A 19,820-nucleotide genomic window follows, 5' to 3' on the forward strand; every position below is an offset into this window, starting at 1 on the left:
GAAGAAGAATCCGAAGTTCAAGAAGCAACAGAAGAGCCGGAAGTCGAAGAAGAACTAGAAAGCGAATCATCTTTTGATTCTGAACAAGATTATCTTCATGATGGTGAAAGTTTATTATAAACTCCTTGTCCCTATATCCACATATTAGATTTGCTCAATTGTAGATTATCTCATTTTTCTACTACTAAAGTCTCGATTATCTTAAGGAGAAGAAGAAAAGCTCAATATCGTTGAGCTTTTTATACTTCTTTGGTAGGTGATATATCATTCTTGGTGCTACTAATTTCTTGAAGAGCTCTTTGTTTTTCGATCTAATCAAGAATCTTTGAATCGGTATCGCGGATGCGGCATCCATACTCAAACAGTATTGGACAAGTCACTTTCATATGGATCGTATTTATGAAGTACAAGCCGTTTTGGATTTGAATGCCCTTTATATCAAAGAAACAATAGATGGATGGAGGTGCTTTATGAGCAGGAGATCAAAAAGAAGACTGAAAAGATTGAGAAAGAAACATGTGCCCACAGATACAACTCAAGAAACAACACTCCAAAAAGAGTTACCTCAAAAGAAGAATGTACAAGAAGAAAAAAATCAAGAAAAAAATTCAGAATGTATGTTACCGTTCATAAGTTTTTTTGTATGGGTTTATTCTTTAGGTTTATCTACTAGACTACCCTTTAATATAATCATGGAGCCAGATGACTGGTACATAGGAGAAAGTAATTGGTCCTTATTATTCTCGTTTCTGTTGTCCGTATGTTTATGCTTTAGCGTATACAATCTATTTAGGAAGCAATTCGATATTTCTAAATTATTTATTTATACTTTTCTCTTTTTTCTCGTTTGCTTAACCCTTAGCTGGATCAACCCTGATAAAATTAGTGCAAAAACCATTATCATAGATGGTGATCATTATACATGGCAAGATGTATCCCATGTTGTTCTGGATTGGGAGATTACACAAAGTAGGAGTAGTAAGGCAGAGCACATCTATTACTATTTAGTTTTTTCTAATGGGACAGAAGTAAATGTAATGATGTATTTCGATGAACTGTCTCGCCTTGAAAAGTTAGATAAACAGATACGAAAAATGAAACTTCCTGTGTTTATACATGATAGACCAACACGTAACGAAATGAAAGATATGGATTTAGAAATTCAAAAGAGAAGCATCGTTCAAAACATATACTATCGATATTGATAGATCTAGACGAGAAAAAATAGTTTTACCTAATATAACCGAGGAGGATGAATTACAAATTGGTAAATTGCAGTTAGAGGCGATTTGTATTTATGTATATAAGGGATAAATTAAAAACTTAGTCAAAGAAGAAAAGCAGTAGGATCAAGATAGAATCTAATATCCCTCGTCTCAGTGGTAAGAAGTTAAAAAGATGAACTACGGTCATAATTGATTCCGAATCTTAAAGACAACTCTTTGTTTGGCCATCCTTCATCTTTGAGTTTGCGTAATTCAATTACTTTTTCAGCTTCTTCTTTAGTTACCCATTCCAAATGATCTACATAGTTATTTGTTTTATCATGATCTATGTGATTAACTTGTGCTTTTTTCAATGGGTTTTCAATAAAGTGGATTGCAACCAATCTATGAACAGAAATCCTTTCAACTTTGCCTTTTTTAGAAAGAGTTCTAACTCCTCCAAAATTAGATATTTCATAAAGCCCTTCGTATTCCTTAACAGGAATCCAAATTTCATTCATGAATTCTCCCCCCCTATATGATCATTTTCTTTTATTCTACTTAGCTTGTACTTGGTACTGCAGGGGATAATATCACCTTCTAAGGATAAAGCTAAGTCTTTTTTCGTATGCTTAATTAATATTCAGTAGACGGAGAGAATCTAACGAAGTAGATTTGCTGGTGAATGAATATTCCCTTAGAAAGTTGATGTGCTCCTAATTAAGAGAGAAAATCGATATCATAAGCTTGAAACAATTACTAACGAGTCATTTGACCAAAAAATTTCATCACACTAAGTAAAGGAGAAAATATGTATACGATCAGCAGATTTTCTCAGCTTTGCAAACTGAGTCCCCGCATACTACGACACTATGACAAGGAAGAACTCTTGAAACCGATACATGTAGAGAAAACGAACGGGTATAGATATTATGAGAAGAGTCAATTGGAAACGGCATTTTTAATCAAAAAACTGAGGGAGTACGGATTTTCCCTGCCAGAGATTAGAACTATTCTCCAGACGTCAGACAAAGAATTGTTTATCGAATTCATCCGCTCGAAAATAAATGAATTATCCTATGAGGTGAATCGACATATAAAAATTATTACAGAAATGCAAGAAATGGTTGAAAAAAAAGCAGATTCACTTCGAGAAGAACGACGATTGTACGATATATTTCTGGGAATCAGAAACGAGATGGAAGTCATTAGTCTAAGATTGCAGATGAATATTGTTGACATGGACAAGCATATTGATTCCTTATACGAGAAGGCGGAAGAAAATAATATCCAGTTATTTGGTGCTCCGACCGCCATTTTTTATGATGAAGAGTATACCCCTAACCACAGCGATATTGAATTGATGATCCCTCATGCACATAGCGAATATTTATCAAGGGAATGGTATATAAAAAAACTTCCTACGCAATTGGTCGCTATTACCTTGCATTTCGGTAGTTATGACCATATCGGCTACGGGCACATGGCACTGGAAGAGTGGATCGAGGGCAATGGTTACTTTCCGGATGGTCCGCCTCATGAAACATACTTAAAAGGTCCAGAATGCGATTGCCCAATCGAAGATTATGTGACGCAAATTTGTATTCCTGTCATCAAAAAAATAAGACAGTAATTGCTTGACCTTGACATTATGTCAAAGCTTATTCTACTTCCAAGAAAGCTATCAGAACATAAGGAGATTATGAAATGAATAAGGTAATTGTGCTTTGTTTGGGGGCAGTATTAACATTACTGGGATGTAGTCAAAGTAAAGGAGATGAGGATACAGGTGCAAAAAAACAAATCGTAGGCAAATACACAATACCTGATGAAAAAAGCAAACATGAAGGTTCATGGTTACAATGGCCTCATGAATACGCATATGGCAAAAAGTATAAACAAGAGATTGAGCCAATATGGATAGAAATGGCAAGTTCCTTAAGTGAAGGGGAAAAAGTTCATATTATAGCTTATGACGAAAACGAAAAAAACTATATTTATGATCTTCTGTATGACGAGGGTATAAATATGGATAAAATTGACTTTTATATTGTTCCGACTGATGATGTCTGGGCAAGAGATTCTGCACCGATTTTTGTATATGACAAGGATAAAAATATTAAAATGATGGATTGGGGATTTAATGGATGGGGAAAGAAAACGCCTTATAAAAAAGATGCGTTCATTCCGAGTGTTCTTAGTAAGCAATTGGGTATAGAAAGAATTGATTTGAATGATGTTGTACTTGAAGGTGGAGCATTTGAACTAGATGGTAATGGTACATTTTTGTCAACACGTAGTGCTGTTGTTAATAAAAATAGAAATCCTAATTTATCAGTAGCAAAAATTGAGGAGTATATCAAAGAAAATCTTGGTGTTACTAATTTTATTTGGTTAGATGGCGTACCGAACCTTGATATTACAGACTTTCATATTGACGGTTTTGCTAAATTTTACGATAAATCTACCATTATTACAATGGAAAAAGATGATTTAGTAGAATGGGGCGCCTCAAATAAGGATATTAAGACATTAATGAATGCAAAGAATGCCTTTGACAAGCCTTATCAGTATGAGTATTTACCACTTAGTAAAAACAATGTTATTTTAAATAATGGGAAAAATTTGGGGTATAAAGGTTCCTATATAAATTTTTATATCGGGAATACCGTTGTATTAGTTCCGAATTATAATGATCCTAATGACAAAATAGCAAACGATATAATTCAACAACTATACCCTGATCGTAAGGTGATTGGAATTGATGTAAGGGAGCTTTATAAAAATGGTGGTATGATTCATTGTGTTACACAACAACAACCAGTTACATTAAATTGAAATAGGGGTAGAGGGAGCGAAGACTGATTTTGGTGCCATCTCTCCAATAATTGGAAAAGTGATTTGAAGTTGCTCATGTGCAGCCTCAAATCACTTTTTATTTTATCATTGTTCCGAATTTTGTTTTGGAATTGGATCTTTCCCACAGAGTGTGCTTCTTCTTATCGCCGGGGTAACCAGCAGTGGTCAGCTCTACCGACGGAAAATTGCTCGGGAACTCTTGGAGGCGAAATGGTGTGAATTCGAACGGGTAAGGAAGAATGATCACACCATAATCGTCGGTGTCACTCATCCGAAACGAACGAGACGTCATGCCAAAAGTGCTGGTTCCGTCTGCATTGTCTCCAGGAGAAGCGACGAACGCAAGCGTCTTACCCTTCAAGCAGTGCTTCGCAGTCAGCACCACTTTCGGTGCAATGAGACCACCTGTGCACTTACTTTCTCCGCCACCCTTCTTGAACAGAAGCAGCTCAACAACTGCCTCGTAAGGCTTCTGGAGAGGGCGTTCCACCCGATACCTTGTATCCGGTGCTTGGTGAGTTTCGAAAGCTCGGTATTCAAAGACGTTCTTGCCTGCTGTCTCCACCATACCGATGAAAATGATCCAGATAGTGATCTTGATGAGTTTCTTGATAGAAAACAGCTTCTCGAGTACTCCTGTATTAGGTTTAACCTGTATATTTACCCTACCACAAAAATCTATAAAAAAAATATCAAGATTTTTTCAATGCTAAAATAAACAATCAAACTGTATTATAGTAAGAATGTTCACTATTTTATTACATTTACTATCACTAGGGAGTTTTATAATGATAGTGAATATAATAAAAGGAGATGGATACAAAAATGAAAAGTAAGTTTCTTTTAACCAATGCAATGTTGATGTTATTTGTAACCTTGTTTTTACCTTATTCAACATTTGCAAAGAGCACTGTATACAAGACAGGTTATGCAAAATTTGATACCTATTTTCAAACGGGAACATTCTACCTTCCGAAAGGTAAGGTTAATTATTATAGTAAGATAAAAGGATGTAAAAAGTATGATGAGATGTTTCGAGTAGAAATTTGGAAAAAAAGTGGTGGAATAACCGATTCTGTCTATTTTAAATGTGGTCCGCGTACGGCATGGAATTCTTATACCTTTACCATTAAAAAAGCAGGGAATCATTACCTGAAATTCATAAATGTTTCAGGAGGGACAAAACATATAACTAGTTACAAACTATATAAAAACTAGTAAAAGTAACATTTTAAACTTCGACCCTACTAGTTTATTGAAAAGATTGACTTTTTTAATAAATGTTTGGCGATTATAAGTTCAAGGAACCCTCGTGTAAAGAAACGAACCGATTTCTATTTTTAATCGGTTCGTTTTTCCATTATATGGTTTCATTGCCCCTCTGTAGCCTTTTGTTGGTTTTGGCCTTAATGAACATTTTCGGGGGATATGCAAAAAACCTCTTCTTCTTTTGGTACGGTGACCCCTGAAAGAGGTAATGGCTGGGGTCTCTAGTCTTACTATCACACTACCTCTTAATCTCCGTCACCCAGTCTACTTTTTGTATCACATCCATATCCACGAGTCGAAGAGTTAGTTGTTTCGGGTGATGGTTCAAACCCTCGATAGATAGAATCTGTTGTTCGAGGTCTTGCTTTGGATTATCCACTCCTGTACCAACACGCACGGTCTTATAGGTTTTCCCTGTTTCATCCGTTACCACCCAATTTTCTGCCTCACCACTAAAAGGTTCTGGATAATCACTATACAGTTCAATCTGATATCGATCTTTTTTGTCTGACTTGACTAGGTTCATTCCCACTCTTTTAATGATAAATCTCTTTCCATTTACTTTTGCCGTAACAGGCTTCTTAGGAAGGGGATCCAACAGAAGAGGAATATCATAATCGACAAGTTGTCTTTTGATAATCTTATCTAACACAAAGCGGTATGATTTATTCCGTTTTAGTGCTTTTGAGAAACTATCTTCCGATACTTGGTTCAGCAGCTTCGGATCATTCGATTCAGAAATGCGACGACCGCTACTGATAGCATGGGACTCTATCAGTGTTTTCCCTTTGCCGTCTGTAATTCGATATTTTATTCGGATAAATGATAATGCATTCTCGTGTTTTGTTTGGATCTCTTGCCCAAATAGGGAAAACACCCAGTTCACAATCATGAATAAAACTTCTGATTTTTTGCTCTCACCACTAGCATCTATTTCTTTTTGAGCCATATCCACTAACTTAGACATTCGTTTGTTTTCTGTTTCCGTAACTTGAATTCCATATTGTACTGTGGTTGTACTAGGAGTAAATCCAATTTGATCTAATGTAAAGATAACTCCATCAAAAACTGGACTTTTTTTATTGATTTGAACTGTTTTCCTGCTAGATTGGGCTGCTTTCAAATCAATTGGAACAGTCAGGTTCCATTTCCCTTTGATCTTTTGCGTTCCTGATTGTGTGGATATTTCTAATAACCCTACTTTTAACTTTAAATACGCTTCTTCAGGAAGTGGTTGTATCGTCTCAAATTCTAATTGTGAGAATCCAGAAGTTGTAGGTGATCCTGTTCGGAATAAGCTTGCGGTCTCTTGATCCCAGAAGTTAATGATGCTAGCTGTATTGCTTGTGTGACGAGATGAAGGATCGATATTCATCATAGGTGTATGATACTTTCCTTGTTGATCTCTAATTCGTAACGCAACGACAATCCGGTTTGCATCAGCCATGACTTCAGCTACTTCCAATGTGTATCCTTTGTCTGTTACCCCCTGATAAACCACTTGGGTAAAACCATCCTGACTAGCTGACTGAGTACCAGAATCTACAAACGGGCTGGTTAGGTAAAGGTTCTGAAGTACTGTAGCAAATGCTGAAGAAGTATAAGCTGCTATTCCCATTATAAGTGCGAGTATAGCTGCTGTTGCTGCGATGATCCTAATTCCTTTTTTCCATTTCCTTCTCTTTTTCGGTTGGTTTTGTATCAAATGGTTAGACTCCTTTTGAATTTCTTGACGAACACTTTCTACAAATGAAAAATCTAAAGGAGCAGGAAATGGCTTGTCTTCCAATGCATCTCTCAACATCATCATCTCCTGTACCCCTTCATCTAGTAACTCTTGGCAGTCCGCACAAGCTGAAAGATGTTGATCAATCTTTTTATTCTCTTCTGCCGTACATTCTCCATCTAAGTAAGCTAATAGCAATTCTTCAGAGATGCATTTCATAGTGAAACCTCCTTCTTTAACCGAATAAATGAGGTTTGTTTTCTTAGTTTTCGTTTTGCTCGATATAAATAATTTCGTACATCTGTTTCGGTAATTCCTAGTGACTCACTAATTTCTACATAACTTAACTCTTGATAGTAACGAAGAATAAGAACTTCTCGGTAAAATGGAGGGAGAAGATCGATTTCTTGTTGGTAACGTCGTGTCTCCTCTTTCTGAATATACACTTGTTCAGGATTTTCTGTATCCGCTATCTCTAGTTGACCTTGCAATTCGAAAGCTTGACGTTTCTGTTTTTGCAGTTCGTTTCGACATAAGTTTATAGCGATTTTATAAAGCCAACTGGAAAATGAACGTGTTATATCATATTGATGTAAGTGTTTATAGGCCCGAATGAAGCATTCTTGAGCCAAATCTTTAGCATCTTCTTCTCGGCCTATCATACGGTAGAGGAGATAATACACTTTGTTCATGTACTTTTGGACAAGCTGATCGTAGGCATCTAGCTGACCTGCTCGTACCTGTTCTACCCACCGTGCATCCTGCTCAGTCACTGTGTCTTCCTCCTCCTTTATCTGCTCTATACTATATACAAGACGAGACTCGAAAAAGTCTCACATGATTTTTATGAAAAGGAAAAATAGTGACCTAATCAAAACCAGCTAATTTTAAAGATGATTTTAGTTTTGAGATGAAATTATTCCGCCCTTGCTGGAGTAAATCCAAAAAAGGGCGGTTAGAGATGACGGAAAGAAGCAGACCAAAGGCCTTGTAGGGCATAATCCTTTGTGTTCTAAATATGTATAATAATCATCCCATGTAATTGATTTGTTCACTATTCACACCTCTCGTTACTGTTTCCATGTAGGCGTAGTGACAAGGTAGCTACCTTGTCACTACGCCACACATTACAACCCCAGCTCCTTCTGAGATAGAAGGAGCTGGGGTTGTATATAGGTTTGTTGCATTTGTTATATCACTGTCGACCCATGCTGAGCATAAGGTCGACATGTGATCCACCCCTTCAGTGGAAGTTGTTGTCAGATCTTGTACCACGTCATTCCGGAGGGACGGTCGGAGGGAGCCTCCTCCTGGCGGAGCAGGGGAGCAGTTCCCTTCTTGAAGACCTTCCCTTCGAGGACAGGCTTCTGCTCGTCCTGCAGCGGAACCGGAGCCTGCGGAGGCGTGTTGGGCGTGCAGCTCGACGGAACCGAGGGAACGATGTCGCTGACATCGGACATGACAACTCCTAAGGTTGTTTGAGTGGATCACGAACAGTTACTATCATTATATTATACCTGCTATTCCTTGGCATGTGGAAGAAAAATCGATTTGTGTTCATTCCTAAGTAAATACACCCAATTCTTCTGAAGTCGCTGCGATGCTTCATGGATTACTGAATCACAACACCGACAAAGAAGTCGACCGAAACTTTGTCGATACACATGGGCAAAGTGAAGTGGGTTTTGCTTTTTGCTATCTTCTTGGTTTTAAACTCATGCCACGACTAAAAAACATTCATTCCCAGAAGCTATACAGACCGAAGACTGGAGTCCATTATCCTCATTTACAACCCGTTCTTGTACAGAAGCCCATTGATTGTGAACTCCTTCTGGTCTGACGCATCTCTGGCTCCATGGCATCTTCCCAATGGGAAGATGGAAGGTATCGACCTCGCTCCACTTCATAGAGTGGAGCCCAAATTATAAAGTTCTTTCATTCACATATACAAAACGACTTGAGTCCTTAATAGACATTTCAAGTCGTTTTTCCATTTATTGGTCAAATTGCGTTTCGTGACACGGATGCTGGTTCTACCCCAAATAAAGAAACAGCTTACTACTGAATGATACACAAAGAAAAACAACCTAGGTTTCAGGTTCTACCAAACTTAGGTTGTTTTTCTCATTGGTGTACAATTATTGTTTGACTCTTTCTATCCATGCGATGAAATTTTTTACCACTGTGTCTAAAAACTCAATCGTTGATGAATCAATCAGTTGTCCATCTACGTTGATCTTTTCATGAGCATTTCCAATAAATACTTCATTTCCTGGTAAAGTAAGAGCAGAAATACCTGGTGAGTTTAAAATTTCACGTAAATGTGTTTGTGCTCTTACTGTTCCCAACATACCTGGACAAGCTCCAATAATAAAAGTAGGTTTATTAGCCAATGCGGATTTGCCAAAAGGTCGAGAAAACCAATCCAAAGCGTTCTTTAAAACAGCAGGAATGGAATGATTGTATTCAGGTGTAGCAATCAGGACACCATCACTATGGGATACCATTTGTTTCATTTCATTGACTTGTAAAGGAGGTATTCTTTCTTCATCCTGATTATACATAGGAAGGTTCTCAATCGGTATGATTTCAATCGTTAACTGTTCTTGATAACGTTCCTGCATAAACAAAACTACTTTTTTATTGAGAGATTCTCTTCGGTTACTTCCGACTAATGCAGCAATTTTCATAGTTTTCCTCCTATAACTATATTATTTACCAGCCTAAAAGGCACTGGTGGTTATAAAACTGAAAATACTTTGATGTTGTAATAATTGTCTTCTCGACGAAACTTCTGTTTTAGTAGCTCTATTATTTACCACCTGTTGCACGAATGATTTCACCATTTACAAAACTATTTGCATTGGAACCGAGATAAACAATGAGATTTGCAACATCATCAGGTATACCTAATCGTTTCGTAGGGATCGATTCAGCATGTTTTTCTAAAACCTCTTTAGGAAATACGAGTGAATTCTGCTCCGTTAAAGTAAAACCAGGTAGTACAACGTTGGAGTAAATTCCTTCGGCCGCTAGTTCAAGGGATAAAGATTTACTAAATCCGTGAAGCGCAGATTTACTAGTTGGATAGGATGTAACGCCTGCCATTCCATCTTCTGCAAGATTGGTAGAGATGTGAACCAATCTACCCCATGATCCGTTTTTCATATAGGGAAGAGTGTATTTTGTTACAAGGTAGGTTCCTTTTAAATTATGGTCAATCATGGCAAACCAAGCATCGGTTGAAGTGTGTTCGAGTGATTGAGGGGATGGGGCTTCACTTCCCCAATCTACCGCGTTGTTTATCAATACATCTATTCGACCGAACTTTTCAGCGACTGTTTTTACTGCTTTTTCAATACTGACTTGATCCCTTAGATCCATTTGAACCTCCGAACAAGAAAACCCTTGTTGTCGAATCTCATTCACTGTCTTTAAGGCTGTCTCTTGGTCATTTGCGTATGTAATGAAAACATGAGCTTGTTCTTCTGCAAATTTTTTAGCTGTTGCTTTACCAATACCTTTTGAACCCCCTGTAACTAACACAACTCTATTTTTTAATCCCATATCCATATTTGTATCTCCTTATCTCATTTTTATTAGATCGATCTATTTATTTTTGAGAAAAAGGAATAACAACTACTTGTTGTTATTCAATCGTATTTGTTCGTTCGCGATCAGCATTTTCAACTCTTGTCCAACCTGTAGAAGAGGTTCTGAACTGCGATTCGTCCGGCTTATAATAATAGCACCTTCCAGCGAAGAAGTAATTAACATTGCAATTTGAGATGCACGGGACAAGGGAAAACCGTTCTCTAACAAGAAGTCTTGATACGCATTTTTCCAATCTGCATAGATTTTTTTACATGTTTCCCGCAATCGTTCATTTGTATGGGAAGTATCCAATGCAACCGAAGCGATAGAATTAGCTTTCATACAATCCTCTTGGTCGAACTTTTTCGCTAAAAACAGGAAAATAGAGTAGACCGACTCAGCAGGATCATTCGTATTTGCGAGTGTTTTTTTTATTTGCAGTTCAATATTCTTACCATGTTGATCAATCGCAACGGACACCAGTTCCTCTTTCCCTTCTGGAAAGTAATAATATAAAGAACCTTGAGAAGAACGACTTTCCTTTATAATTTGATTAATCCCTGTCCCATGATAGCCTTGCATATCAATTAAATCAGTTGTCGCTTGAATAAGCCTCATACGTGCTAAATCAGATTTCTTCATAAAAAGCATCCTCCAAATATATAGAACGATCTATACAAAATGTACGATATGTATCTGTGAATGTCAATATATAATATGAAGTTGAAATATTTTAGAATTGTTAATGACATGCTTAAGGTAAGCATGTTGCTATTCGCGGAGGTCATCCAAAGGAGAAGGATATGGTTATTTATTAAGAAAAGCGGTCAATCGATCGCTTTTTTTGTTGTTATCGATTATACAGGCTCTTAGAGGGATATAACGCTATTTTTATACTTCGTATACCTACGACATTACCAGATATATAAAACGTGTTCAGAACGGCGTACATTAGATATTTTACATATGCGTAGTTGATAGAATGATTCCAATATTCAAAAAAGGAGACAATATTCAATTGAAAGATGGTCGGCATGGAGTTGTATTCTACATCTATAGAAGAATAAAGCATTATCAGGTGATGTGCAGAGATGATTATCAAGAGCTTGTTCCGTTTGAGGATGTGAAAAAGCCGCTAATGGATAGCGGTCTTTTGTTTATCTTATGTATGGTTTGGGTTAGGCAAAAATGTATGACCATGTCGGTTATACGCGTGTCCATTGATAACGACCATTTGATGGTCAAAGTCATCAATTAATCCAACAGTGAGTATTCCATATCCTTCAAGTTCTCCTACTGCAACAGGAGTATCCAGTTGAACGTATCTTGAAAATCTTCATCACTTTTAATTGAGTTCCATCCGAAAACGATTATCCATAATATTACACCTCTTTTTCATGAATGGAATTGTATACTTATCTGAAAATAAAAACTACTTGTGTCGTTGGGTTATGGACAAAATTTCCGAGAGGAAATTAAGAACATAAATTCTATTTGATAATTCATTTTAGTTCCTATAAGATCAATTATAAGAACTAAAATGAAAAGGTAGATGATCATGAATAACGAAATCATTTTACATCGAAATGAGATCGCAGCCAGCCCCAGCCAGAACAAACTTTCCGATTTAGCTTTACATTATATCCAGCGAAGTAAATCTGAAAACACCATAAATAATTACCGTCATAGCTTGTTGCTCTTCCGGCGTTACATGAATGACGAATACCAAATGAATCTGGAGGACTTCCGTTATTGCTTGTCAGTTACTCCTGATATGGTGTCTAACTATTTATCCTACTTAACTAGCGATGAAAGAAAGCAACGTGAAAAACTAAAACCATTAAAGGCGTCATCTGTTCAACGTCATCATGCAGCACTAGCGGAATTTTTTGGATACGTTGAAGATCAAGCAGGTAAACAAACATTAACCTTTGTGAACCCTGTTAAATCGGTAGAAGTAAAAAAAACAATGGCAGGTATCCGGCGCGAACTCGGAATGACACCAAAACAGAAACGAGCAGCAACGCCACAAGTAATAACTATGATCCTAAATGAAATCCCTATGGATGGATTAACTGATCTAAGAGATGCCACAATGATTAGCCTTGGTTTTGCTGGAGCATTTCGGCGTTCCGAGCTGGTAGCGCTAGACATGGATCACCTTACATTCGATGACCTAGGTGTATATATTCGTTTGGAGCATTCCAAGACCGACCAAGAAGGTACTGGAATGACCAAGTTAATTTCTTATGGGGAACGTGCTGCATCATGCCCTGTTCGTTTGTTACAACGATGGTTAAGGAATGCAGGAATAAAAGAGGGTGCTATTTTTCGTAGTATTCGTAAAGGTGGCGAGGTGGGTAATAAAATCAGCACAAGATCAGTTGCAACCATCATCAAAGCTAGAGCGGAGCAGGCCGGATTACAAGGGATAGACTTTTCCGGTCATTCCCTTCGTAGAGGATTCATCACACATGCATATGAAAGCGGGTTAGCTCCTGAACTAATCATGACGCATACAGGCCACAAACGCTTTGAAACCATGAGGAAGTATATTGAACTTATCGATATCAAAAAGAACAATGTTACTAAGGGTTTGTATTAGACCTAGAACCAGCATCCGGCGTCTGAGGGGTAACGTAACCATATAATGGAATCTATGTGACAGAGCACAACAGGAATCCTGCCATAGCAATCCGAGATAACTCCAAAGGTGGCACGATAGATACATATATTTTCCAGTGTGGCCCCTCAATGTGCGAATTGGTGCCTTACCCCCTACTCGTTGATACTTATGTTATAACATGAGGAGAATACAAAAATATTGCTCTCTTGTTTTCGAATAGACTTACTTTTTGAAAATAGGAAGGTTATTTTACTGTTTCATTTGAATTCATCAAAAAATAGAATGTAATCTTTTTTTAACATCAGGTAGTCTATAGAAACAACGTTCAGTAATATAAAAAGAGAAAATAGACGAAGAGGAGAGGGTAACTTTTGTTACAAAAGGTATTGGCAAGTTTAGGGCAAGGTGGAGCACAAGTAGATTTGATATTGCATGAGGAACATTTTACGGTTGGAAGCCAGGTTACAGGGGAGATTTTTGTAAAGGGTGGAGTAGTAGAACAATCCATTAATTATATCGAAGTAAGATTAATTTTAGAAAAGTACAATCATGAAAACGAATATACGCAAATGATAGAGCAGATCCCAGTCCAAACTTCTTTTGAGATCCAATCCAATGAGGAAAAGTCATTTCCTTTTCAATTCCATCTGCCGGATCATTTGCTGGTATCAGGGGATACGGTTTGTTATTATTTTGAGACATATCTGGATATTGCTGCTGGAAAAGATTATGTGGATCGTGATTTGATTTTGATTGTATCTCCTGCGGAAAATAGCGGAAAATAAATAACATATACCTGGCTCACGAATACCAAACTTATTTCCTGTTTCAAGAAGGGAAGCACCTGTCGTTTTCATGTAGTGTGCTACTTCCATCTTAAATTCGCCAGAATACTTTTTCTTGGTTTGTTCCTTTCCATACCTTCTATACCATATTCTCGAAATTGATTTACCCATTTCCGTATTTGACTCTTATCTGGAATACTGTATTTTTCAGCTAGTCGCTTTTATCCACTATGTACTCTTTCACCACTTTCATTTTAAAGCTGGCATCATATTTCTCCATAAAAATGCACCCCTCCAAGTTAGATTTAATTTCTTGGTCTAACTTTTGGGGTGCACCTCACAATCGAGGGGTTAAACTTTATTTATTTTTTTCTTTTCGATCCTTCTTGGCTTTCTCCAATTCCTTTTTAGTTCTACCCGGAGGAGTTGATGCGCTACTGGCGCTTGGCTCCCTACTTCACCTGTCACAAGCCTTCTGGTAAGACCTATTGCAGTTTTCAAGGAAAATATTAGAATCGAAAAATGCCCTCTCTTACTTTATGTAAGAGAGGGGCAGTATAGCGAAATAATCAAATGCTTATTTTTTCTTTTTGCAATTTGGAATATATTTTAGTTCATTTTTCTTTATTTTGACATAGAGTCGAGGTACATAGCCTTTTGCTTTGGCATCTTCTTTCACATAAAGCCACGTCTTCGATGTCTTTGGTCCATAGATCACTTGGTCACCACTCGTTTTACAAGCAACATATACAACGGCGCCTTTATTCTGTATTTGATGCACAATACTCGAATTTTTACGAGGCTTCTTTCGAAAACTGACTGGTTTCTTTACTTCATAACTGGGAAGATTGTTTACCTGTTGCTGACTTGTATCACTTGGGCAACTATTACTCTTTGCATGACATTGGGGATCTTTTTCAAAAGATCCTGGATTTTTATAGTACTCTGCCCAAAGTTGATCGAGAGTTTGTCCCGTCCACTGTTTGAATAGTTCTTCTTTATATGTTCCTGTCACTCCTGCTCGATTTAGATCTTGAATAATCGTTGCACGTTTATTTTTTTTCAACCAAAGGAAGAAACGAGTCGCATGGCGATAACTTTGATCAAATAAAAATTTTTTTCCTGGTTTAATCGAGGAGGCATCTGGTAAATCAGTATCGGTCTGATTAGTGCCCAGTAGGATGACAGCATAATCAGCAATTCCATCGGCTATCCACATTGGTGTATTTCCTTTATAACTCTGCACGATATGAGTTAATTCGTGAATAATAACGCCCAGATTACCATTGTCTAAATCGGTTTTAATTGCCTTATAATTAAGCGTAATGGCACCCTCAAAAGCGCCTGCACCATAATTGGCTTTATTATCCACTTTTACATAAACTGTTTTGGGTGCTTGTTGATTAAACGTAGATACCAATTGAGGATAGACTCGATAAAACTCTTTCGTAATTTGCTCCCTGTATTTAATAGGTAATTGTTCAGGTTTATCTATTTTAAGTTGATAGGGACTATTGGGGCTTGGATTTGGTGTTGGATTTGGTGTTGGACTTGGATTTGGTGTTGGGCTTGGAGTCGGATTCGGGCCTGCTGCAAAACTACTGAGAGGAAATTGCAATGTAATCATTGCGCAAACAAGCCAAAAACTCAAAAAAACAAAAAACTTGTTCCTAATTGTCAACTCAATCACTCCTCATCACACAGAAAATAAATTGAATAATCTAACATAAACAATTATAACTAAAATTCATACTAAATAATAGTTATAGGACAAATTAAATAAAAACTATATAATATATAAAGAAAAAGCGACATGGAAGATACAATGAGTTGCTTTCATTAGTAGCCAAGAACCAGCAAACGGCTACTGAGGGGTAACAAAATCATATAATGTAAACTATCTGACGGACTAGAGCAGCAACCCTGTCACTGGGCCTAGTAAGATTGACATGTAAAAAAAATAATTAAATGTTATTTAATAATGTCGATTCTTTCATTCTTCATTCGTTGTATTAGTAGATGACAAATTCATCGGTAATCACATGATTAAATTAACCAAACACTACTCAAACCAGGAAGGTTGATAAACATGAAAGCACAATTTACCCCTTATTTGATGTCAGAGGATGCACGAGCACAAGCAGAATTTTATCGGAATGCACTTCATGGTGAAATCTTGTCTGTGATGACTCATGGTCAAGTGCCAGGTACGCCGGAGGAAAACAAGGACAAAGTCATGCATATGGCAATGACGATAGCTGGAGAAAATATGTTGTTCCTGTCTGATTCCTTTGAATCGACCAGTAGTAGCCGTCGGATTGTGTTATCGTTGACATTTGGAAACGAAACCGAGGCTCTAGAAGCGTATAGGAATCTCAGTGAAGGCGGTACAATTAAGTATCCATTTGAGTCTCAGCCTTGGGGAGCCTATTATGGTGAAGTAATAGACAAATTCGGGATTACATGGCAAATCGTCAAACAATAATTTTTATATCCAATAAACGCTAAAAAAACATGGTGCACTCTTGACTAGATCCATCCCACAAAGGAACGAATCTAGTTATCAGAGCGCACCATGTTTTTTAGGGTCACCGTGCATTCTCATCAAGCAAAAATACTGAACACATTTTGATTTTTACATTTTTTTTCTATCTATTGTGCCGTTTTTGGACTTATCTCGGACTTACCCCAAAATGGTATGAGAGGCTTCCACGTTAGTTCTAGAGGCTTTACTGATATCGCGCAACACATCACTATTTTTCCTGATGGCAAAATCATGATAGGGCGTAATATCAACGTCCCGCCTGCATCTGCAACAGATCATAATGATAGCGACAGCGATGGAAAGCATCCTTTCATGTTCGAGATGGTGGGCAACTTTGATAAAGGACATGACAAATTAGAGGGAAAACAACTAGCCACAGCTGTAGAAATCACACGATACTTTTATCAAAAAGGGGCATCCATCAAATTTCATAGAGAGATGGCTGACAAAAGTTGTCCAGGTACAGGAGTAGACAAAACTTGGTTTGTAAATCTCGTGAAAAATGTCCCTGTTACCCCACCGCCACCTTTTTACGATTGTGTGATAGATGGAGCTACAAAAGCTACTTTTTCCGCTCGTAACGTGGATGAAATTGCAGCTAAAGTAAAAGATTTACTACTCAAAAAACCAAATAAAATCGAGCTAACGAAGCGAACATAAATGGAGGTTTGACCCTTGATCTTTGAAGTATTTAGTATTCAACCGGCAACTTATCAAAATGTGAACAGTGTTGATCATTACACCGATAACCCTATCTTTATTGAGGGTAAAGGAAAGTATGTAAAGATCATTCCAGACAATACAAGTGTTATTGTCGGGGATGAAAGATTGACTACTGATTACAACCTCTTTCTTATGAATAGCACTCTAAAAGGGGTCAACGTACCGTTTTGGGAAAATTGTACGTTTAGACTTATTTCAGACACAAATAAACCGACAACAGGTCAAAAAGAATAGCGGTAATCAGACCTACTTGTAAGAGGGGGACCGATTACAATATGCTCAAATCTATAGATGTTTATGTATAGATAGGAGGCAAAAGAATGGAGTGCAAATTGGATTCTATAACAATTCACTACGAGGTACGTGGTTCGGGAATTCCGATTCTAATGTTACATGGATACTCTTGTGATCATCAGTTGATGATGGGATGTATGGAGCCACTTTTTGAGGAACGTTTGGGGTGGCAACGTATTTATATCGATTTGCCTGGGATGGGACTAACAAAAGGAGAAGATTGGATTAACAGCACAGACGATATGTTATCTGTTGTGGAACAGTTTGTCGATGCAGAGCTACCTGGACAGCGATTTGTATTGGCGGGAGCATCATATGGTGGTTATTTAGCTAGGGGATTGTTATCAAAACGATTTGAACAAATAGATGGCATGCTTCTGATTTGTCCAGTGGTAAGGAAGGAAAAGCGTAAATTACCTATGTTTACAGTCTTAGAAAGAGATGAGGTCTTTTTGAAAAAACTACAGCCCAAACAGGTTGAGGAGTTTACCGCTATGCATGTGGTACAGGATCGTTATAACTGGGAGAGATTTGAAGCAGAAATTCTCTCAGGGGTTCAGTCTGCTGATTATTCTTTTCTGGAACGAATCAGGCAGCAGTACGATTTCACATTTAAACCTGAACCGTTTCCTAGACCATATGAAAAACCAGTGCTGATTTTAACAGGTAGACAAGATCATGTGGTTGGATACCATAATCAGTGGGAGATTGTAGAACATTATCCACGTGCAAGCTTTGCTCTCCTTGATCGCGCGGGTCATAACTTGCAGATCGAACAAAGCCAATTGTTCAACGCTTTAGTTAACGAATGGCTTGATCAGGTGGAAAAGAATGCAATTAGCTAAGAGTTAGTTCAATGAGTTAGGCTTGATGATCTCAAGTATTAGGGAAAAAAGGGCTTAAACCATCTTTCTCTATTGGGATAGGAACACATTGCTCTAACAAGTGATTATATATGGAATTTAAAACAACACATTACTCTTGATAATCTTCTACTCTTCGAGAAAAAGGATTCGAATCATCAAATAAACAAACAACCGACTCCTTAACGTACAGGTAGTCGGTTTAATAGTGTCCAAAATATGTCTAAGCGTACAATTTTCTTTTTTGGGTAAGGTGACCCCTAAAAGCAACATTAGGCTTTACGGAATTACCAAGCGAGTTATATCTAGACGTTGGGGAAAAGCTTTATCTTTCCACGCTCACCAATGGAAATCGCATTGTAGTAAAAGTATTACACTATGATAAAAGTGAAAATACTCCACCTTCCCATGGCTTCTCGGGAACAATTGAACTTAATCCGACAACATAAAAAAGTTGATAGTGGGGGTATCGTCGTGTAAAATATCCCCATATCAACTAAGTGGATTGTAAAGTAAGAGTTGTACTATAGTATCAACACTTTTTTATATGAACTATGTGGGGAAGCGAAGGGCTTATTACCTTCGCTTTTTAAATATTATCTGACCACAAATCAACGCCTTCTGTTTGAATAACAACACATGCATTCTTATATGGTCCTATATACATTTTGTAATAATCATTTCTACCGTCTTGTGTTTGCTGTACCTCTTCGGTTTCTTCCACAACCTCTACAGATGAAGGATTCTTGTAGGAATAGGTTTTACCATTTCTCTCTAGACGGACAATTTCTGTAAAGAAGTCATATTCGATTAATTTTCCTTGTGATTCGATCCCCGCAAGAACTTCACTTCCTCCTACTATTACTACTTGTTTCCCTATCATATCTTTACCAAACATTGACATCATACCCATGTGTATCGACTCCTTTGTTATGAATTCCTTACATTCATTATATGTTATGAATTCATAACAAGTCAACACCTATTTTTCTTTTTCTTCTCCAAACACTTGCACCATTGCGTCATAGTGTATAAGCCATGTATTTTTCCCTGCTTTACGCACAAGTCCGTTCTTTATCTGCTCATCAAATCGCTTTCTTTCTGTTAAGGCCAATCTTATAGCGGTCTCTGATTTCCCCCAACGCGCTGCTGCTTCGGGCAACGTCAAAACTTTATCTAACATACAAATCACTCCTTCTCATAGATCATATGTTATGAATATATAACAAATAAAACAAAAAAGCGAGGGTTTCCCCTCACTTGTGATATAAACACAGTTATGATTTCCGAGTACTACAAAAAACTTTGAATGAAATGTACCCAGATAATAG

The 19,820-nt window shown here is 37.4% G+C and carries 22 protein-coding genes and 2 pseudogenes; 12 read left to right on the forward strand and 12 right to left on the reverse strand.

What is annotated here, in order from left to right:
* Positions 1-470: 470 nt before the first annotated feature.
* A complete protein-coding gene (locus A3GQ_RS0120090; protein WP_028778578.1) occupies positions 471-1,205 on the forward strand; it encodes a hypothetical protein in 735 nt (244 codons plus the stop codon).
* A 185-nt stretch (positions 1,206-1,390) separates the two neighbouring features.
* Here the strand turns inward: A3GQ_RS0120090 and A3GQ_RS25100 are convergent, their stop codons facing one another.
* Entirely contained in the window at positions 1,391-1,726 is a 336-nt protein-coding gene (locus tag A3GQ_RS25100) for an NUMOD4 domain-containing protein (RefSeq protein WP_051272162.1), read from the reverse strand.
* Between the two features lie 290 nt (positions 1,727-2,016).
* On the opposite strand from A3GQ_RS25100, the gene A3GQ_RS0120100 reads away from it, so the two are divergent.
* The gene (locus A3GQ_RS0120100; RefSeq protein ID WP_028778579.1) at positions 2,017-2,838 is read left to right on the forward strand and encodes a MerR family transcriptional regulator; all 822 of its coding nucleotides are present in this window, start codon (positions 2,017-2,019) and stop codon (positions 2,836-2,838) included.
* Between the two features lie 74 nt (positions 2,839-2,912).
* The gene (locus A3GQ_RS0120105) at positions 2,913-4,043 is read left to right on the forward strand and encodes an agmatine deiminase family protein (RefSeq protein ID WP_028778580.1); all 1,131 of its coding nucleotides are present in this window, start codon (positions 2,913-2,915) and stop codon (positions 4,041-4,043) included.
* Positions 4,044-4,140: 97 nt separating this feature from the next.
* Here A3GQ_RS0120105 and A3GQ_RS0120110 read toward each other — a convergent pair whose 3' ends face one another.
* On the reverse strand, positions 4,141-4,632 hold the full coding sequence (locus A3GQ_RS0120110) for a trypsin-like serine peptidase (RefSeq protein ID WP_028778581.1): 492 nt from the start codon (positions 4,630-4,632) through the stop codon (positions 4,141-4,143).
* 257 nt (positions 4,633-4,889) lie between these two features.
* Between A3GQ_RS0120110 and A3GQ_RS0120115 the strand changes: the two genes are divergently transcribed.
* On the forward strand, positions 4,890-5,282 hold the full coding sequence (locus tag A3GQ_RS0120115) for a hypothetical protein (RefSeq protein ID WP_028778582.1): 393 nt from the start codon (positions 4,890-4,892) through the stop codon (positions 5,280-5,282).
* A 289-nt stretch (positions 5,283-5,571) separates the two neighbouring features.
* Here the strand turns inward: A3GQ_RS0120115 and A3GQ_RS0120120 are convergent, their stop codons facing one another.
* The 3 genes from A3GQ_RS0120120 to A3GQ_RS27780 form a co-directional block, all read right to left on the reverse strand.
* Complete coding sequence (locus A3GQ_RS0120120) at positions 5,572-7,278, reverse strand: DUF4179 domain-containing protein (protein ID WP_028778583.1); 1,707 nt, start codon at positions 7,276-7,278, stop codon at positions 5,572-5,574.
* Positions 7,275-7,832: an RNA polymerase sigma factor gene (locus tag A3GQ_RS25105; protein WP_051272165.1), complete on the reverse strand. Its 558-nt coding sequence runs from the start codon at positions 7,830-7,832 to the stop codon at positions 7,275-7,277. Before A3GQ_RS25105 ends, A3GQ_RS0120120 begins: the two co-directional genes overlap by 4 nt.
* A gap of 486 nt (positions 7,833-8,318) precedes the next feature.
* Positions 8,319-8,519 carry a hypothetical protein gene (locus A3GQ_RS27780; protein WP_028778584.1) on the reverse strand — a complete coding sequence of 67 codons (201 nt, stop codon included), beginning with the start codon at positions 8,517-8,519 and terminating at the stop codon, positions 8,319-8,321.
* A 62-nt stretch (positions 8,520-8,581) separates the two neighbouring features.
* On the opposite strand from A3GQ_RS27780, the pseudogene A3GQ_RS0120140 reads away from it, so the two are divergent.
* Positions 8,582-8,890: pseudogene (locus A3GQ_RS0120140) on the forward strand (Tn3 family transposase); the annotation flags it as partial.
* A gap of 307 nt (positions 8,891-9,197) precedes the next feature.
* On the opposite strand, the gene A3GQ_RS0120145 reads toward A3GQ_RS0120140, so the two are convergent.
* From A3GQ_RS0120145 to A3GQ_RS0120155, 3 genes are all read right to left on the reverse strand, one after another.
* Positions 9,198-9,749 carry an NADPH-dependent FMN reductase gene (locus A3GQ_RS0120145; protein WP_028778586.1) on the reverse strand — a complete coding sequence of 184 codons (552 nt, stop codon included), beginning with the start codon at positions 9,747-9,749 and terminating at the stop codon, positions 9,198-9,200.
* A gap of 121 nt (positions 9,750-9,870) precedes the next feature.
* A complete protein-coding gene (locus A3GQ_RS0120150; RefSeq protein WP_028778587.1) occupies positions 9,871-10,632 on the reverse strand; it encodes an SDR family NAD(P)-dependent oxidoreductase in 762 nt (253 codons plus the stop codon).
* Between the two features lie 66 nt (positions 10,633-10,698).
* On the reverse strand, positions 10,699-11,295 hold the full coding sequence (locus A3GQ_RS0120155; protein WP_028778588.1) for a TetR/AcrR family transcriptional regulator: 597 nt from the start codon (positions 11,293-11,295) through the stop codon (positions 10,699-10,701).
* Between the two features lie 376 nt (positions 11,296-11,671).
* On the opposite strand from A3GQ_RS0120155, the gene A3GQ_RS0120160 reads away from it, so the two are divergent.
* From A3GQ_RS0120160 to A3GQ_RS25115, 3 genes are all read left to right on the forward strand, one after another.
* Entirely contained in the window at positions 11,672-11,911 is a 240-nt protein-coding gene (locus A3GQ_RS0120160; RefSeq protein WP_028778589.1) for a hypothetical protein, read from the forward strand.
* A gap of 300 nt (positions 11,912-12,211) precedes the next feature.
* Positions 12,212-13,258, forward strand: a complete 1,047-nt coding sequence (locus tag A3GQ_RS25870; RefSeq protein ID WP_051272168.1) for a site-specific integrase — start codon at positions 12,212-12,214, stop codon at positions 13,256-13,258.
* 392 nt (positions 13,259-13,650) lie between these two features.
* The gene (locus A3GQ_RS25115) at positions 13,651-14,064 is read left to right on the forward strand and encodes a sporulation protein (RefSeq protein WP_051272171.1); all 414 of its coding nucleotides are present in this window, start codon (positions 13,651-13,653) and stop codon (positions 14,062-14,064) included.
* A gap of 80 nt (positions 14,065-14,144) precedes the next feature.
* On the opposite strand, the pseudogene A3GQ_RS28555 reads toward A3GQ_RS25115, so the two are convergent.
* Positions 14,145-14,270 (reverse strand): annotated as a pseudogene (locus A3GQ_RS28555) (hypothetical protein); the annotation flags it as partial.
* 371 nt (positions 14,271-14,641) lie between these two features.
* Positions 14,642-15,745 carry a basic secretory protein-like protein gene (locus tag A3GQ_RS0120175; protein WP_028778590.1) on the reverse strand — a complete coding sequence of 368 codons (1,104 nt, stop codon included), beginning with the start codon at positions 15,743-15,745 and terminating at the stop codon, positions 14,642-14,644.
* A 408-nt stretch (positions 15,746-16,153) separates the two neighbouring features.
* Here A3GQ_RS0120175 and A3GQ_RS0120180 point away from each other — a divergent pair, with 408 nt between their 5' ends.
* The 4 genes from A3GQ_RS0120180 to A3GQ_RS0120195 all read left to right on the forward strand — a co-directional run bounded on the left by A3GQ_RS0120180 (position 16,154) and on the right by A3GQ_RS0120195 (position 18,471).
* Entirely contained in the window at positions 16,154-16,549 is a 396-nt protein-coding gene (locus A3GQ_RS0120180; RefSeq protein WP_028778591.1) for a VOC family protein, read from the forward strand.
* 291 nt (positions 16,550-16,840) lie between these two features.
* Positions 16,841-17,269 (forward strand): peptidoglycan recognition protein family protein, encoded by a 429-nt coding sequence (locus A3GQ_RS25875; RefSeq protein WP_051272175.1) that lies wholly within the window; start codon positions 16,841-16,843, stop codon positions 17,267-17,269.
* Between the two features lie 15 nt (positions 17,270-17,284).
* Positions 17,285-17,566, forward strand: a complete 282-nt coding sequence (locus tag A3GQ_RS0120190) for a hypothetical protein (RefSeq protein WP_028778592.1) — start codon at positions 17,285-17,287, stop codon at positions 17,564-17,566.
* A gap of 86 nt (positions 17,567-17,652) precedes the next feature.
* A complete protein-coding gene (locus A3GQ_RS0120195) occupies positions 17,653-18,471 on the forward strand; it encodes an alpha/beta fold hydrolase (protein ID WP_028778593.1) in 819 nt (272 codons plus the stop codon).
* 607 nt (positions 18,472-19,078) lie between these two features.
* Here the strand turns inward: A3GQ_RS0120195 and A3GQ_RS0120200 are convergent.
* Positions 19,079-19,402 carry a hypothetical protein gene (locus A3GQ_RS0120200; protein WP_028778594.1) on the reverse strand — a complete coding sequence of 108 codons (324 nt, stop codon included), beginning with the start codon at positions 19,400-19,402 and terminating at the stop codon, positions 19,079-19,081.
* Between the two features lie 69 nt (positions 19,403-19,471).
* Entirely contained in the window at positions 19,472-19,672 is a 201-nt protein-coding gene (locus tag A3GQ_RS25125; protein WP_037465667.1) for a helix-turn-helix domain-containing protein, read from the reverse strand.
* Between the last annotated feature and the right edge of the window lie 148 nt (positions 19,673-19,820).

Source organism: Shimazuella kribbensis DSM 45090 (assembly GCF_000428065.1).
GTDB lineage: Bacteria > Bacillota > Bacilli > Thermoactinomycetales > Thermoactinomycetaceae > Shimazuella > Shimazuella kribbensis.

What these genes read in the sequence shown, in the direction of transcription:
- A3GQ_RS25875 (WP_051272175.1), top strand. Translation starts at nt 16,841, where the DNA reads ATGATAGGGCGTAATATCAACGTCCCGCCTGCATCTGCAACAGATCAT.
- A3GQ_RS0120155 (WP_028778588.1), bottom strand. Translation starts at nt 11,295, where the DNA reads ATGAAGAAATCTGATTTAGCACGTATGAGGCTTATTCAAGCGACAACT.
- A3GQ_RS0120110 (WP_028778581.1), bottom strand. Translation starts at nt 4,632, where the DNA reads ATGGTGGAGACAGCAGGCAAGAACGTCTTTGAATACCGAGCTTTCGAA.
- A3GQ_RS0120180 (WP_028778591.1), top strand. Translation starts at nt 16,154, where the DNA reads ATGAAAGCACAATTTACCCCTTATTTGATGTCAGAGGATGCACGAGCA.
- A3GQ_RS0120150 (WP_028778587.1), bottom strand. Translation starts at nt 10,632, where the DNA reads ATGGATATGGGATTAAAAAATAGAGTTGTGTTAGTTACAGGGGGTTCA.
- A3GQ_RS0120105 (WP_028778580.1), top strand. Translation starts at nt 2,913, where the DNA reads ATGAATAAGGTAATTGTGCTTTGTTTGGGGGCAGTATTAACATTACTG.
- A3GQ_RS0120120 (WP_028778583.1), bottom strand. Translation starts at nt 7,278, where the DNA reads ATGAAATGCATCTCTGAAGAATTGCTATTAGCTTACTTAGATGGAGAA.
- A3GQ_RS27780 (WP_028778584.1), bottom strand. Translation starts at nt 8,519, where the DNA reads ATGTCCGATGTCAGCGACATCGTTCCCTCGGTTCCGTCGAGCTGCACG.
- A3GQ_RS25125 (WP_037465667.1), bottom strand. Translation starts at nt 19,672, where the DNA reads ATGTTAGATAAAGTTTTGACGTTGCCCGAAGCAGCAGCGCGTTGGGGG.
- A3GQ_RS0120100 (WP_028778579.1), top strand. Translation starts at nt 2,017, where the DNA reads ATGTATACGATCAGCAGATTTTCTCAGCTTTGCAAACTGAGTCCCCGC.
- A3GQ_RS0120195 (WP_028778593.1), top strand. Translation starts at nt 17,653, where the DNA reads ATGGAGTGCAAATTGGATTCTATAACAATTCACTACGAGGTACGTGGT.
- A3GQ_RS25870 (WP_051272168.1), top strand. Translation starts at nt 12,212, where the DNA reads ATGAATAACGAAATCATTTTACATCGAAATGAGATCGCAGCCAGCCCC.
- A3GQ_RS25100 (WP_051272162.1), bottom strand. Translation starts at nt 1,726, where the DNA reads ATGAATGAAATTTGGATTCCTGTTAAGGAATACGAAGGGCTTTATGAA.
- A3GQ_RS0120200 (WP_028778594.1), bottom strand. Translation starts at nt 19,402, where the DNA reads ATGGGTATGATGTCAATGTTTGGTAAAGATATGATAGGGAAACAAGTA.
- A3GQ_RS0120090 (WP_028778578.1), top strand. Translation starts at nt 471, where the DNA reads ATGAGCAGGAGATCAAAAAGAAGACTGAAAAGATTGAGAAAGAAACAT.
- A3GQ_RS0120115 (WP_028778582.1), top strand. Translation starts at nt 4,890, where the DNA reads ATGAAAAGTAAGTTTCTTTTAACCAATGCAATGTTGATGTTATTTGTA.
- A3GQ_RS0120145 (WP_028778586.1), bottom strand. Translation starts at nt 9,749, where the DNA reads ATGAAAATTGCTGCATTAGTCGGAAGTAACCGAAGAGAATCTCTCAAT.